This is a genomic window from Streptomyces sp. NPDC059499, assembly GCF_042749285.1.
GTDB lineage: Bacteria > Actinomycetota > Actinomycetes > Streptomycetales > Streptomycetaceae > Streptomyces.
The window spans coordinates 215214-227882 of record NZ_JBHYTT010000007.1 but is presented as its reverse complement, the minus strand read 5'-3'; the positions used below and the strand labels follow the sequence as shown (position 1 = coordinate 227882).

The following is a 12669-nucleotide window of genomic DNA, read 5'->3' as shown; positions in this document are numbered from 1 at the left end:
ACGGGGCACGTGCCGGTTCCCCTTGCCGGTGCTAGCGCAGGCACGCTAGCGTGATGGTGTGCCCAAGACTCAGCTGAACGTTCGAGTGGACGAGGCCACCGCCGAAGCAGCGCGACAGCGTGCGCTGCAGCGGGGGATGAGCGTGAACCGCTACATAGAGGAGCTCGTCAGACAGGATGCGGGCGAGGTGGGACACACCTTCGTCGAGGCCGCGGCCGACTTCATGAAGCAGTACGAGTCGGTGTTCGCCGAAGAGTTCGGCACGGAGCGCAAAGGCAGCCGTTGAACCTCCAGATCGACCTTTCCTGGCTGCTCATGGTCGCCGAGCACAAGACGCCCGGTGATCCCCAGGTCGTCGACTGGGGTGCGCTCGTCGCGGCGGTCGGCCGGCACGAGGCGGAGATCTTCGGCAGCCCCGTCTACAGCGATCCGCACTCCCGGGCGGCAGCCCTGCTGCAGCTGCTCCTTCACGTACCGGCTCTGGAGCACTCCAACGCGATGTTCGCGTCCGCGGTCGCGTACGGCTACCTCGTCGCGTCGGGGCTGAAGGTGATCACGTCGCCCGAACAGGTCCGCGACCTGGCCCTGCTGGTGAAGGAGGGCAAGGCGGATGTCCGGGCCATCGCGGACGAACTGCGCCAGTGGACCCTGTGACCGGGCGGGCCGCGCCCGGCGCCGCGTACCTGAGCCGACGGCCGCGCGTCCGAGTGCGGGGCTGTGTGCCCGAGTTCCCGTGGCGGCGCGCCTGAGCGGACGGCCCCGTGCCTGGGTCCACGGCCGCTCGCCGGGTGCCTCAGTCCACGGCCACGGGGCGCCGGGCCACCCCGAGCACGCAGGGTGAGGACGGCAGCTGCACGCCCCGTTCCGGGATCCGCAGCCTGCGGTACGTCCCCAGCTCGAAGCCTGCCGCCTCGATCGCCGCGAGGGTGTCCCGTGCTGTGTGACAGCCCCCGAAGAGCAGCGGCCAGACGGTGCGGTCCACCGCGCGCTGAGCGGTCGACAGCGCCCGGCCGGACGCCAGTGTGTGCTCGAAGAAGCGCAGTTCACCGCCCGGCCGCAGCACGCGCTTGATCTCGCCGAGGGCCCGGGGCAGATCCCGGACGGTGCACAGGACGAGCGAGGCCACGGCCGCGTCGAAGGCCTCGCTCTTGACCGGGAGGGCCTCGGCCGTGCCCGGCACCACATCGACCGGGACCTCCGCGCGCAGACCGGCGCGGGCCGCCAGCTGACGCAGGCTGCGCTCGGGCTCGATCGCCACCACCTCGGAGACGGCCCCGGGGTAGTGCGCGAAGTTGAGTCCGTTGCCCGCGCCGATCTCGATAACCCGGCCCGAGAGCCCGGACAGGAGCTCCTCCCGGTGGGCGGCGACGCCGCCCTTCAGGTCGGCGGTCACACTCATCCGGGCGTAGAACCGGGCGAAGACCGGGTGGTGCACCGCATCCCGCGGAATCTTCGTGCTGCGCAGGTGCGTGACGGACCTCGGCATGACGGACCTCCTCGAGGGACAGGTACGGCTACCTCGATTCTCCCCCGTACGGGCCCGCTCAGCCGCTCAACGGCCGTACCCGTCCCCGCCGAGCTCCGGTGCCAGCCAACTCGCGGCCCGCGCACGGAAGTCGACCGGAGGCAGTGATCCCGCCCCGGCCGGGACCGCGCCGAGCAGCGGGGCGCCCGCCGCGACCGGAAGGTCGTCGAGATTGCAGCGGGCGGCGAGATCCGGTTCGGACGGCATGCTGCCCACCACCACACCGAGGCACTCGATGCCACGCGCCCGCAGTGCCTCGGCCGTGAGCGCCGTGGCGTTCAGGGTCCCCAGACCCGCGGGTGCCACGACCAGCACGGGCGCTCCCATCAGGCGTGCGGCATCCGCGAGGGTGGCACCCTCGTCGTCGAACCGGACCAGCAGTCCGCCCGCACCCTCGACGAGCACCAGATCGTGCTCCGTCGCCAGTTTCTGGGCGGCTTCGGCCACCTCGTACGGGCGCACGGGCGCCATTCCGGCTCGGCGCGCGGCCGTTGCCGGGGCCAGCGGCTCCGGGAAACGTGCCAGTTCGACAGCGGTCACATGGGCGCCCGCGAGCCGTGCCACCTCGGCGGCGTCCCCCGGCTCGCCGGGCGCCAGCCCGGTCTGGGCGGGCTTGAGAACCGCGACCCGGCGGCCCCGGAAGGCCGCGGCCACCGCGGCTGTCACGACCGTCTTGCCGATCTCCGTGCCCGTACCCGACACCACCAGAATCGTCATGTCACCCTTCCCGCGCTGCCGCGCACACGGCCCGGCAGATCCGTGCCACATCGTCGTCGCCCGTCACATAGGGCGGCATGGTGTACACGAGGTCGCGGAACGGCCGCAGCCAGACGCCCTCGCGGACCGCGGCGCGTGTCGCGGCCGTCATGTCGACCTCGTGATCGAGCTGTACCACTCCGATCGCGCCCAGCACCCGTACGTCCCGGACACCGGGCAGACCGGAGGCCTCCGCGAGCCCGTGCCGCAGCCCCGTGCCGATCCGCTTCACCTCCTGCTCCCAGTCCTGGCCGAGCAGCAGGTCGATGGAGGCGGAGGCCACCGTCGAGGCGAGCGGATTGCCCATGAACGTCGGCCCGTGCGCCAGCACCGGCACATCTCCGCTCGAGATGCCCTCCGCCACCCGTGAGGTGCACAGCGTGGCGGCCAGCGTCAGATAGCCACCGGTCAGAGCCTTGCCGACACACATGACATCGGGGGAGACCTCGGCGTGCCCGGCTGCGAACAGCTGCCCCGTGCGGCCGAATCCCGTCGCGATCTCGTCGAACACGAGCAGTACGTCGTTCTCGTCGCAGGCCTCGCGGAGCACCCGCAGGTACGCGGGCGAGTGGAACCGCATGCCGCCGGCACCCTGTACCACCGGTTCCACGATCACCGCGGCCAGTTCGTCGGCGTGGGCCGCGACGATCTCCCGCAGATGACGCACGTAGGCGTCGTCCGGCTCGGCGTCGAACCCGTCCGGCGGAGCGTCCGCGAAGATCTGGCGCGGGAGGGCTCCCGACCACAGTTCGTGCATCCCGCCCTCGGGATCGCACACCGACATCGGCTGCCAGGTGTCCCCGTGGTAGCCCCCGCGCCATGTCAGCAGCCGGTGTTTGGCGGGCCGCCCGGCCGAGCGCCAGTACTGCAGGCACATCTTCACCGCGACCTCGACCGAGACCGATCCGGAGTCGGCGAGGAAGACGTGCTGCAGCGGTTCAGGGGTGATCTCCACCAGCCGGGTGGCGAGCCGGACGGCGGGCTCGTGGGTGAGCCCGCCGAACATCACATGGCTCATCCGGTCCAGCTGGCCGCGCGCGGCCTCGTTGAGAACCGGATGGTTGTAGCCGTGCACCGCCGACCACCAGGAGGACATGCCGTCCACCAGCTCACGGTGCCCCTCGGCGGGTTCCGCGAGCCGGAGCCGCACACCGGACGCGGACTCCACGACCAGCGGCTCCTGACGGCCCGGCATCGGGCCGTAGGGGTGCCAGACGTGGGCCCGGTCCAGGGCGCGCAGCCGTCCGGGCGCGAGCGGTTCAGGCATTGGGCGCGAGGTCCGTCCCTGCACCGCGGCGTCGGACCGCCACCAGGTCCGTCCGCGCCGCCGGTACCTCGGCGTCCTCCGCTGCCGCCTCGGGAGCGTCACCGCAGGGTGCGCAGCCGCCGTCGTGCGAACCGCAGCCGCCGCCCGCCTGGGCGCGGTGCTCGGGAAGCGTCGTCGTGCCTGCACCCTCCACCTCGAAACCGGCGTCCGCGATCATGTCGAGGTCGGTCTGGCCCGACTGGCCCTCACTGGTCAGATAGTCGCCCAGGAAGATCGAGTTGACCAGGTTCAGGGCGAGCGGCTGCATCGAGCGCAGATGGACCTCGCGCCCGCCCGCGAGACGTACCTCGACGTCCGGGCAGACGAACCGGACCATCGCCAGGATGCGCAGGCACCGCTGAGGAGTGAGGTGCCAGTCCTTGGCGAGCGGGGTCCCCTCCATCGGAATCAGGAAGTTCACCGGCACCGAGTCCGGGTTCAGTTCGCGCAGCGAGAAGACGACGTCCACCAGGTCGGCGTCGGTCTCGCCCATGCCCGCGATCAGCCCGGAACACGCCGAAAGGCCCGCGGCCTGGGCCTGCTGCACGGTATCCACCCGGTCGGCGTACGTGTGGGTCGTCGTGATGTCCCCGTACGTCCCCTCCGAGGTGTTGAGGTTGTGGTTGTACGCATCGGCTCCTGCGGACCTGAGACGGTCCGCCTGCCCCTCGGACAGCAGACCGAGGCAGGCGCACACCTCGACGTCCTCGTGCTGCTCCTTGATCGCCTCGATGGTCTTCGACACCCGGTCGACGTCCCGGTCCGTCGGCCCGCGGCCGCTCGCCACCAGACACACGCGCTTCGCGCCACCGGCCACCCCGGCGGTCGCGGCCTTCGTCGCCTCGTCCGGCTTCAGCCAGGTGTACTTGAGGATCTCCGCCTTGGAGCCGAGCCGCTGCGAGCAGTACGAGCAGTCCTCGGGGCAGAGCCCGGACTTGAGGTTGACCAGATAGTTCAGTTTCACGCGCCGCCCGAACCACTGGCGGCGCACCTTTCCGGCCGCGGCCACCACGTCGAGCAGTTCGTCGTCGGAGGTCGCCAGTACGGCGAGCGCTTCTTCACGGGTCGGCAGTTCGCGCCGCAGCCCCTTGTCCACCAGCGTGTTCAGCAGGTCCATGGATCTGATCCTTACGTACGGCACGGCCTCCGGCCAAGGAGGAACCGGACAGGAGAGGCGGCCAAGGGTGTGTGTATTGCCACATCCTGACCTGCTGCGCACCGGGCTAGGGTCTGTGAGCTGCCTACAAAAGGGACCCTCCCATGCCCTTCGCCCCGTTCGACTGGATCGATGACGAGGCCCGTCGCCGTGCCGCCGCCGGACTCGTCCGGACCCTGCGCCCCCGGCCCGCCGAAGCGGAACTGCTGGACCTCGCGAGCAACGACTATCTCGGCCTCACCCGGCACCCCGAAGTCACCGCCGCGGCGGCGGACGCGGCCCTGCGCTGGGGGGCCGGCGCCACGGGCTCACGGCTGGTCACCGGGTCCACCGCGCTGCACGCCGAACTCGAACGCGAGCTCGCGGACTTCTGCGGGTTCGAAGCCGCCCTGGTGCTGTCGTCCGGCTATGCGGCCAACCTCGCCGCTCTCACCGCACTCACCGGACACGGCTCGCTGATCGTGTCCGACGCGGGCAACCACGCCTCGATCGTCGACGGGTGCAGGCTCTCGCGGGCCGCGACGGCGGTCGTGCCGCACGCGGACCCCGACGCCGTGCGCAAGGCGCTCCAGGCACACGACGGACGTGCGCTGGCCGTCTCGGACTCCGTCTTCTCGGTCGACGGTGATGCCGCGCCGCTGGTGGAGCTCGCCGATGTCTGCCGCGCCGAGGGCGCGGCACTCCTCGTGGACGACGCGCACGGCCTGGGTGTGCTGGGCGAGGGAGGACGCGGAGCGCTCGCCGCCGCCGGGCTGGCCGGCGGCGACGGCATCGTCGCCACGCTCACCCTCTCCAAATCCCTGGGCAGCCAGGGCGGAGCGGTCCTCGGCCCCGCCCGGGTCATCGACCATCTGGTGAACACGGCCCGTACGTTCATCTTCGACACCGGTCTCGCGCCGGCGGCGGCAGGCTCGGCCCTGGGCGCACTGCGGCTGCTCCGCCGAGAACCGGAACGGGCGGACAGGGCCCGGGCGGTCGCCGTCGACCTGTACGACCGGCTGACCGCGGCAGGTCTGACAGCGGTACGCCCCGACGCGGCGGTCGTCTCCGTCCGCGCGCCGTCCGCGGAGGATGCGGTGCGCTGGGCGGCGGACTGCCGCACGGCCGGTCTCGCGGTCGGGTGCTTCCGGCCCCCGTCGGTACCGGACGGGATCTCCAGGCTGCGGCTGACCGCACGGGCAGACCTCAGCCGCGAGCAGATCGCGACCGCGGTGGCCACGATCGTGGCATCGGCACCCTCCGGGGTCAGCTGACCCGGCGGTCACCCAGCCCGGCGACGAAGGAGGTCCAGGCCGTCGCCGAGAAGCGCAGCGGCGGCAGGTCCACGTCCTTGGAGTCGCGTACGGCGAGCTGCCCTGCGCCGAGCCGGGCAGCTTCCACGCAGTTGTTCATTCCGGTGCTGCGGCTGCTGCGGCGCCACCGCGGTGCGTGCGCTTCGAGACGGTGTCGTGCGAGACGGTCGGACATCGTGCCCCCCTCGGGCAGTCTGTAGGTCCGGTCAGTCGCCGCGGCTGACTGCGGCAATGAGGTCCAGCGATCGCTCGGGCGACAGCGCGTGAGCCTGCATCGTGCGGAAGGCCGAGCTGTACGCCTCGAGGTCTTCTCTCCGCTCCAGGTAGAGACTACTCGTCAGATGGTCAAGAACGACCACATCCAGATCAGAAATGTTCGGGAAGGAGAAGATAACGAAAGGCCCCGTGAGGCCGATATAGCTGCCGGCCTCGAACGGCAGTAACTGCATGTGCACGTGAGGCAGTTGAGCGGCATGTGCCAGATGGTCGAGTTGCTCTCTCATCACCTCAGGGCCGCCGACTTCGCGCCGCAGCACGGCTTCGTCGAGCACGACGCTCAACTGCAGCGGGCGCGGCGCGTACAGCACCCCCTGGCGGGCGAGCCGGACCTCCACCAGGGAGTCCAGCTGCCCGGGCGGCAGCCCGTCCAGCGAGGACCGGGTCACCGCCCGTGCGTAGCCCGCGGTCTGGAGCAGCCCCGGAACCACCGAGGTCTCCAGCGTGCGGGCGGCTCCGGCCTGGGACTCCAGGCTGATGAAGTCGCGGTACTGGGGTGGGATGAGGCCCCGGTAGGCGTGCCACCACCCGGTGCCCCCACCGCCCGCCGAGCCCGCGAGCGCCTCCAGGAGGGACCGGAGGTGAACGTCGTCCACGTCGTAGGCATCCAGTAACCGGGTCACATCGCTGGGAGTCACTCCGCTCGCACCCGTCTCGATCCGGCTCACCTTCGACTGGTGCCAGCCCAGCAGACGGGCTGCCTCCCGGCTCGTGAGTCCCGTGGTGTGGCGCAGACTCCGCAGCTCCTCCCCGAGCTTGCGTCGGCGTACCGCTGGGCCGTGCCGCATGCCGGCCTCCTTCCGCTCTGCGGGGAGCCGGCCCGTACCGGGTCCGGCTCGGAAGGGGGCCAGTGTTGCGCCCGTATACGGCTTCCGGGGCAGAGTTCACCGTATTGGGCGACAGATATATGCATATCTTGATGGATTGCCGTTACAGACGGCGGCATCAGTGGCAATCTGGCGCGAAGCACAATCCAGGCCGATCGCAGGTCGGTCAGGGCGGGAAAGGGACGGCGTCGCCATGGCAGACCATCAAGAAGCAACCGTCACTCTGCCGAGCGACCCGGTCTCGGTCTCCCGAGCCCGGAGGTACGTGGCCGGAGTTCTCGCCGACTGGGGCCTTCCCGACGGGACCGACGCAGCCGACACGATCCGGCTGATCGTCTCGGAGCTCGCCACCAACGCCGTCCAGCACACCTTCGGGCAGTCGCCCACCTTCACGGTGGACCTCCGCCTCGACCGGGACGTCGAGCTCTATCTGGGAGTGACGGACAGTCACCCCCGTTGGCCCCAACGGCTACCCGCCGCGGTCCAGCAGGACAACGGCCGCGGGATGGTGATCATCCGGGCCCTCGCCAAGGAATGCGGAGGCCGGCTGAGCGTCAGCCCCACCCCGGACGGCGGCAAGACCGTGTCGATCGCGCTCCCGTGGGTGGTGCCCGCTCAGGCCTGACGTCACCGCGCCCCCGCGGCGCGGCCGAAGCCGCTGCGCAGCAGAGCCCTGAGTGTCGCTGCCGCGGCCGTCGACCGGTCGCCGCGGTGCACCACGGAGATCGTCCGGCGGAAGGCGGAGGGGTCGAGGCGCCGCACGGCGACCGGTGTCGCGGACATCGACGCGACCATCTCGGGCACCACGGCCACGCCGACGCCCGCGCTGACCAGCGCGCACACCAGCGCGTAGCCGGGGGACTCGCACACCACGGCCGGTGTCGCCCCGGCGTCGGCCAGTGCGCGCTCCACCCCACGCCGGGGCGGATGCGCGGGTGCGCTGCTGATCAGCGGACGGCCTGCCAATTCGGTCACCGGGAGCCTGCCGCCGCCCTCGGACAGCGCCTGCCCCACGGCTGTGATCAGTACGAGCTCCTCGACCAGCAGCGGCTCGGACGACACCCCGGAGGGCAGCGGATCGGCGACAGCCGGTTCGTACGCATGGGTCAGCGCCAGATCCACCTCACCCGCGGCCACGGCTGCGACCCCGCCGGGCGGCTCGTACTCCGTCACGGTGAGTTCCACGTCCGGGTGGGCACGCCGGAACGCACTGAGCACCGGCGGCAGCAGATGAATACCGGCCGTGGTGAAGGTGCCGACCCGCAGCCGCCCTCCCGACAGTCCCGCGAGCCGGGCCAGCTCGTGCCGCGCCTGGTCCATCTCGTCCAGGACCCGTCGGGCACGCCCGGCCAGCAGCTCACCGGCGGCCGTCAGACGGGCCCCGCGATGGTGGCGCACCAGCAGCGCGGCTCCTGCCTCCCGCTCCAGTTTCGCGAGCTGCTGGGAGAGGGCGGGCGCGGTGTAACCGAGCCTCGCGGCCGCCTTCGTGATCGAACCGGCCTCGGCGACCGCCACCAGTGCGGCCAGCCGCGTCGGATCGTACATAAAGCATTCCTTTTGGCAGACCCAGAAGATTGCAAGTACACGCTAAAGGGCCGGCCGGGTCAGGGTGTACCCATGGACGCACAACTGCTCGCCTTCGTCCCGGTCGCCGCGGGAATGGTCGCCCTGCCCGGCGCGGACTTCACCGTGGTCGTACGCAACGCCCTCGCCTCGCGCCGGTCAGGGATGGCTGCGGCGCTGGGGGTCGCGGGGGGACTGCTCGTGCACACCGCGCTGGCCGTCGCCGGACTCGCGGCGGTGCTGGTGACGATGCCCGTCCTGTTCCGCACCGTGCAGCTGCTCGGTGGCGCCTACGTGCTCTACCTGGGGGTGAGCGCCCTGTACGCGGTCCGGCGGCGGGCGGTTGCGGGCGCCTCCGCACCGGATGAGGCGCCCGCAACCGAGCTGGGGCCGGTACGGGCACTGCGCCAGGGCTTCCTGACCAACGCCCTGAACCCGAAGGCGCCCGTGCTCTTCCTCAGCCTGCTGCCCCAGTTCGTCCCCGAGGGGCAGCCGCCGCTTCCAAGAACCCTGCTGCTGGCGGCAGTGGTCGTGGTGCTGGCGCTCCTCTGGTTCCCGGCCGTGGCCCTGCTGGTGGACCGCCTCGGCCGTTGGCTGCGCCGGCCGCGTACCGCCCGCGCGATCGAGGGCGGCAGCGGCGCGGCGCTCACCGCGCTGGGGCTCGTGCTGGTGACCGGGCCCCTGCTGCACTGACTCGGCAGCGCCGGCCCCCGGCAGGCCCTGCAGGAACCGCTGACGGCGGTGTCAGCCGGGGGTTCCGGCCGAAACCGGATGCGCCCGCGCGGCCGCCGTCAGCGGACCCGCCCGTACCAGATGCTCTTCGACCAGATCCGTTCCAGCCGGACCACCGCCCCGGTCTTCGGCGAGTGCCAGATCTTGCCGCCGCCGGCGTAGATGCCCACGTGGTAGACACTCCGGCCCGCGTGGAAGAAGACCAGGTCGCCGCGCCGCCGTTGCGACGAGGAGATGTGGCGGGTCTTGTTGTACTGCTGCTGGGCCGTGCGGGGGAGTTTCTTGCCCGCCTTCTTGAACGAGTAGAGCGTGAGGCCCGAACAGTCGAAGCGATGGGGGCCGCTGGCGCCGTACCTGTAGGGCGATCCCTTCTTCGAGGCGGCGATATTGAGCGCCCTCGTCGAGTGGGCAGCGGCCTCGGCCTCGTTGACGAGGCCGGGGGCGAGCATGGTGGTGCCTACAGCGAATGTGAGAACCGAGGCCGTACCGACCCGGGCGAAAAGAGACGGGACATGAACCTGCGCAGTCATGCGCAACCCTTCGTCAGCCGCCTGTGAAGGATGACCTGTCGGGTTCGGGCTGGCGAAGTTGCCCGGCCGCACTTGGCGGCTTCACCCCGAGGGTCGACGGGAAATCCCGTCGACCCGTTGTGCTCGGGTCCTCCACTCCTGCCGATCCACTTCTGTCGACCAGGCATCCGGACAGCGGCAGGACTCGGCGTCCGCCCGGACCGCCCCGTCGCGGTGGCGGGGGCTTGTCGTCCCAGGGATCTTTACTCACGGGCTGCCGGATTTCCGCGCTGAAGGTCGTTTTGTGAGAGTCATCACGGCTGATCCGTTCGGGTGGACGGGGTGGGACCGAAGCTGAGGCGACGCTGCGTGACCGGCCTCGTACCAGCAGCGGAACAGTGAATTCCGCTCAGGGTCCGCGCGTACTGCGCAAGTTGAGCTGTCCCCCGTGAGGGGGATGGTCTACGCCGAACGAGCGAGGAAAATTGATCTGCGCATCGGGCGTGTCCGGCATCGGGGGCCATCGGTGCAGCCGTTGACGGGACAACCGTTCGAAGTCTGAACGGCCTCGCGGCGACCTCCCGATCCGTAGTCCGGGTGTTCGACGGTGGGTGGTGAGCGAGGCGCGTGCACCTTCTGGTGGGAGAGGACGCCTACGGGCGTGCCAGCCCGTGGCGGTCGGCCCAGGTGCTGATCGCCGCGGCCAGGTCCGCGGGGTGGTCCTCCGGGGAGTGGTGGCCGGCCGGTCCGTGGCGGGAGACCTCCAGACCTGCGATGTTCTCCTCGCACCAGGCGACGGCCCTCTGGTCGGTCATCGCGCCCGGACCGGGGTCGAACGCGGCGAGCAGCTTGGGGACTTCGGGACTGGCGGCCAGCCAGGCGTCGTAACGCTCGACGCGGGCCACGACGTCGGAGGGTTCGTGGTCCAGCGGCATCATGCGCGTCCACGCCAGGATCGGGCGGCGGCTGTGCGGGGTGGGGAAGGGGCGGCGGTAGACCTCGAGATCGGCAGGGTCCAGTGGGGTGGCGAGCGATTCCGGGAGCCGGTCGATGAACAGCGACTTCTCCAGGATCATCTCCTCGCCCACGCCGGGTGTGCGCAGAAGAGTGAACAACTCCCTCGCCGCCGCCGGGAATTCGTCGCCGATCAGCGGTTTGATGATCGTCTCGGTGAAAGCGAGGCCGCGCACGCTGCCCGGGATGCGGGCTGCGCGGTCGAAGGCGAGCGAACCGCCCCAGTCGTGGCCGACGAGGACGGCCTCGGCGAGGCCGAGGGCGTCGAACCAGGCGTCGAGGTAGCGGGCGTGGTCGTCGAAGGAGTAGGCGAGGTCGGGCTTGCCGGACTCGCCCATGCCGATGAGGTCGGGGGCCAGGAGACGACGGCCGGGCGCGGCCACGCCGGGCAGGACGTTTCGCCACAGGTGCGAGGAGGTGGGGTTGCCGTGGAGGAAGACGAACGGCAGCCCGTCCGGGTCGCCGGACTCGCGGTAGTGAAGGACGGAATCGAGGACGGGAAGGGTGGGCATCGCGGTGTCACTTCGCTTTCTGTACGGGGGATTCAGAGATTGAGGCTCAGGACGCGGTCGACGGCCATCTCGACGACGACCAGGTCCGGCGGGTCGGGTGGGGCCGCGCGGTAACGGACGGTGTAGCGGCGAACGGCTTCGGCCAGGCGGGCGGGGTCGTCGGTGACGGCGGCCCGGCCTTCGAGAGTGAGCCAGCGGAATCCGTCCGCCTGGCAGAGCGCGACACGGGCCGCCGCATCGCCCGCCGCCACGTTCCGGGCCTTGCGGGCTCCCGCCCAGGTGGTCACCCGGACCAGACCGGCGGACGCGTCGAAGGTGAAGCGGACGGGCGTGACGTGCGGGGTCCCGTCCGGGCGGAGGGTGGTCAGCGTGGCCGTGCGGGGCAGGGCGAGGAACGCCGCTGCGGCGGCCGGCAGTCCGGCAGTCGGCCGGCTCACCTCTTCTTCACGCCCTCGTTCCAGATGAGTTTGGCGATGTTCGGTCTCACGGCAGTGGTGATGACACCCATGGCCGTACGGACGTACCGCCGCTCCTCCAGCTCGCGCAGCATGCTCGCGGCGAGGTCGCCGCGGGCGGTGAAGACGCCGTCGGCGCTGGTCTCGGCGGTGTGGTACCGGGTGACGGCGGGGTGCTCGAAGAGGCCCGAGGGGCGGACGAGCGTCCAGTCGAGGTCCGTACCGCGGATCACGGCCTCCATGCGGCGCATGTCCTCGTGGAGGGTGCGGCCGAGGCGCCGGTTGACCAGTGGGTCGAGCACATGGTTGAAGAAGTGCGCCCCGGTGGGCCGCCAGTCGGGGTCGGCGATGCTGGAACTGACGGTGAGCAGCCGCTTGACGCCGTGGCGGGCCATGGCCCGGGTGAGGGCGGTGGCGCTCGCCGAGTACGTGGTGATGCTCCCTTTGGAGAAGCGTGCGCCCAGCGCGGAGAGGACGGCGTCCGTCCCACCGATCGCGGCGTCGACGGCCTCCGGGTCGGTGGCGTCGGCGACCGCCACGGTGAGGCGGGGCCGTGCGGGGAGGGAACCCGGGCGGCGGGTCACGGCGACGACCTCGTGGCCGGCCGCGAGGGCCTGTTCGGTGAGGTGGCGCCCGGTCGGTCCGTTGGCGCCGAAGACTGCGATACGCATGGTGTGGGCCATCCCTTGGTGTGGCTTCCGGAACGCCCTTGACTGTGCCGACCGCGAAACGCAGGCTCAACGCTG

At 71.2% G+C, this 12669-nt stretch carries 16 protein-coding genes and 1 riboswitch; of the genes, 5 read left to right on the top strand and 11 right to left on the bottom strand.

The window, feature by feature from the left end:
- The first annotated feature begins 58 nt into the window (after positions 1-58).
- Together ACFW9O_RS18990 and ACFW9O_RS18985 are read left to right on the top strand one after the other, a co-directional pair.
- Positions 59-286 carry an antitoxin gene (locus ACFW9O_RS18990; protein WP_356425776.1) on the top strand — a complete coding sequence of 76 codons (228 nt, stop codon included), beginning with the start codon at positions 59-61 and terminating at the stop codon, positions 284-286.
- Entirely contained in the window at positions 283-654 is a 372-nt protein-coding gene (locus ACFW9O_RS18985) for a fic family toxin-antitoxin system, toxin component (RefSeq protein WP_329213409.1), read from the top strand. The genes ACFW9O_RS18990 and ACFW9O_RS18985 overlap by 4 nt, the downstream gene beginning before the upstream one ends.
- A 139-nt stretch (positions 655-793) precedes the next feature.
- Here the strand turns inward: ACFW9O_RS18985 and ACFW9O_RS18980 are convergent, their stop codons facing one another.
- From ACFW9O_RS18980 to bioB, 4 genes are all read right to left on the bottom strand, one after another.
- Positions 794-1486, bottom strand: coding sequence for a class I SAM-dependent methyltransferase (locus ACFW9O_RS18980; RefSeq protein ID WP_351174994.1), 693 nt, complete (start codon positions 1484-1486; stop codon positions 794-796).
- Between the two features lie 66 nt (positions 1487-1552).
- Complete coding sequence (gene bioD, locus ACFW9O_RS18975) at positions 1553-2242, bottom strand: dethiobiotin synthase (protein ID WP_351174996.1); 690 nt, start codon at positions 2240-2242, stop codon at positions 1553-1555.
- A gap of 1 nt (position 2243) precedes the next feature.
- A complete protein-coding gene (locus tag ACFW9O_RS18970) occupies positions 2244-3548 on the bottom strand; it encodes an adenosylmethionine--8-amino-7-oxononanoate transaminase (protein ID WP_384610679.1) in 1305 nt (434 codons plus the stop codon).
- Positions 3541-4704 carry a biotin synthase BioB gene (gene bioB, locus ACFW9O_RS18965; protein ID WP_384610677.1) on the bottom strand — a complete coding sequence of 388 codons (1164 nt, stop codon included), beginning with the start codon at positions 4702-4704 and terminating at the stop codon, positions 3541-3543. Before bioB ends, ACFW9O_RS18970 begins: the two co-directional genes overlap by 8 nt.
- Positions 4705-4847: 143 nt before the next feature.
- On the opposite strand from bioB, the gene ACFW9O_RS18960 reads away from it, so the two are divergent.
- Positions 4848-5996, top strand: coding sequence for an 8-amino-7-oxononanoate synthase (locus ACFW9O_RS18960; RefSeq protein WP_351175002.1), 1149 nt, complete (start codon positions 4848-4850; stop codon positions 5994-5996).
- Here ACFW9O_RS18960 and ACFW9O_RS18955 read toward each other — a convergent pair.
- Together ACFW9O_RS18955 and ACFW9O_RS18950 are read right to left on the bottom strand one after the other, a co-directional pair.
- Positions 5989-6210 (bottom strand): DUF397 domain-containing protein, encoded by a 222-nt coding sequence (locus ACFW9O_RS18955; protein ID WP_384610675.1) that lies wholly within the window; start codon positions 6208-6210, stop codon positions 5989-5991. The genes ACFW9O_RS18960 and ACFW9O_RS18955 overlap by 8 nt on opposite strands.
- A gap of 31 nt (positions 6211-6241) precedes the next feature.
- Positions 6242-7099: a helix-turn-helix domain-containing protein gene (locus tag ACFW9O_RS18950; protein ID WP_384610674.1), complete on the bottom strand. Its 858-nt coding sequence runs from the start codon at positions 7097-7099 to the stop codon at positions 6242-6244.
- A gap of 232 nt (positions 7100-7331) precedes the next feature.
- Here ACFW9O_RS18950 and ACFW9O_RS18945 point away from each other — a divergent pair, with 232 nt between their 5' ends.
- The gene (locus ACFW9O_RS18945; RefSeq protein ID WP_384610673.1) at positions 7332-7763 is read left to right on the top strand and encodes an ATP-binding protein; all 432 of its coding nucleotides are present in this window, start codon (positions 7332-7334) and stop codon (positions 7761-7763) included.
- 2 nt (positions 7764-7765) lie between these two features.
- On the opposite strand, the gene ACFW9O_RS18940 is transcribed toward ACFW9O_RS18945, so the two are convergent.
- Positions 7766-8683: a LysR substrate-binding domain-containing protein gene (locus tag ACFW9O_RS18940; RefSeq protein WP_384610671.1), complete on the bottom strand. Its 918-nt coding sequence runs from the start codon at positions 8681-8683 to the stop codon at positions 7766-7768.
- A 72-nt stretch (positions 8684-8755) separates the two neighbouring features.
- Here ACFW9O_RS18940 and ACFW9O_RS18935 point away from each other — a divergent pair, with 72 nt between their 5' ends.
- A complete protein-coding gene (locus ACFW9O_RS18935; protein WP_384610670.1) occupies positions 8756-9394 on the top strand; it encodes a LysE family translocator in 639 nt (212 codons plus the stop codon).
- Positions 9395-9492: 98 nt separating this feature from the next.
- Here ACFW9O_RS18935 and ACFW9O_RS18930 read toward each other — a convergent pair whose 3' ends face one another.
- From ACFW9O_RS18930 to ACFW9O_RS18915, 4 genes are all read right to left on the bottom strand, one after another.
- Positions 9493-9963, bottom strand: a complete 471-nt coding sequence (locus ACFW9O_RS18930) for a C40 family peptidase (RefSeq protein ID WP_351175012.1) — start codon at positions 9961-9963, stop codon at positions 9493-9495.
- 2 nt (positions 9964-9965) lie between these two features.
- A riboswitch (cyclic di-AMP (ydaO/yuaA leader) is annotated at positions 9966-10139 on the bottom strand.
- 456 nt (positions 10140-10595) lie between these two features.
- Positions 10596-11504: a haloalkane dehalogenase gene (locus tag ACFW9O_RS18925; RefSeq protein WP_384610835.1), complete on the bottom strand. Its 909-nt coding sequence runs from the start codon at positions 11502-11504 to the stop codon at positions 10596-10598.
- Positions 11501-11905, bottom strand: coding sequence for a pyridoxamine 5'-phosphate oxidase family protein (locus tag ACFW9O_RS18920; RefSeq protein WP_384610668.1), 405 nt, complete (start codon positions 11903-11905; stop codon positions 11501-11503). The genes ACFW9O_RS18925 and ACFW9O_RS18920 overlap by 4 nt, the downstream gene beginning before the upstream one ends.
- Positions 11902-12594: an NAD(P)-dependent oxidoreductase gene (locus ACFW9O_RS18915; RefSeq protein WP_384610666.1), complete on the bottom strand. Its 693-nt coding sequence runs from the start codon at positions 12592-12594 to the stop codon at positions 11902-11904. Before ACFW9O_RS18915 ends, ACFW9O_RS18920 begins: the two co-directional genes overlap by 4 nt.
- Positions 12595-12669: the final 75 nt, after the last annotated feature.

What these genes read in the sequence shown, in the direction of transcription:
- ACFW9O_RS18980 (WP_351174994.1), bottom strand. Translation starts at nt 1,486, where the DNA reads ATGCCGAGGTCCGTCACGCACCTGCGCAGCACGAAGATTCCGCGGGAT.
- bioD (WP_351174996.1), bottom strand. Translation starts at nt 2,242, where the DNA reads ATGACGATTCTGGTGGTGTCGGGTACGGGCACGGAGATCGGCAAGACG.
- ACFW9O_RS18970 (WP_384610679.1), bottom strand. Translation starts at nt 3,548, where the DNA reads ATGCCTGAACCGCTCGCGCCCGGACGGCTGCGCGCCCTGGACCGGGCC.
- bioB (WP_384610677.1), bottom strand. Translation starts at nt 4,704, where the DNA reads ATGGACCTGCTGAACACGCTGGTGGACAAGGGGCTGCGGCGCGAACTG.
- ACFW9O_RS18960 (WP_351175002.1), top strand. Translation starts at nt 4,848, where the DNA reads ATGCCCTTCGCCCCGTTCGACTGGATCGATGACGAGGCCCGTCGCCGT.
- ACFW9O_RS18955 (WP_384610675.1), bottom strand. Translation starts at nt 6,210, where the DNA reads ATGTCCGACCGTCTCGCACGACACCGTCTCGAAGCGCACGCACCGCGG.
- ACFW9O_RS18950 (WP_384610674.1), bottom strand. Translation starts at nt 7,099, where the DNA reads ATGCGGCACGGCCCAGCGGTACGCCGACGCAAGCTCGGGGAGGAGCTG.
- ACFW9O_RS18945 (WP_384610673.1), top strand. Translation starts at nt 7,332, where the DNA reads ATGGCAGACCATCAAGAAGCAACCGTCACTCTGCCGAGCGACCCGGTC.
- ACFW9O_RS18940 (WP_384610671.1), bottom strand. Translation starts at nt 8,683, where the DNA reads ATGTACGATCCGACGCGGCTGGCCGCACTGGTGGCGGTCGCCGAGGCC.
- ACFW9O_RS18935 (WP_384610670.1), top strand. Translation starts at nt 8,756, where the DNA reads ATGGACGCACAACTGCTCGCCTTCGTCCCGGTCGCCGCGGGAATGGTC.
- ACFW9O_RS18930 (WP_351175012.1), bottom strand. Translation starts at nt 9,963, where the DNA reads ATGACTGCGCAGGTTCATGTCCCGTCTCTTTTCGCCCGGGTCGGTACG.
- ACFW9O_RS18915 (WP_384610666.1), bottom strand. Translation starts at nt 12,594, where the DNA reads ATGCGTATCGCAGTCTTCGGCGCCAACGGACCGACCGGGCGCCACCTC.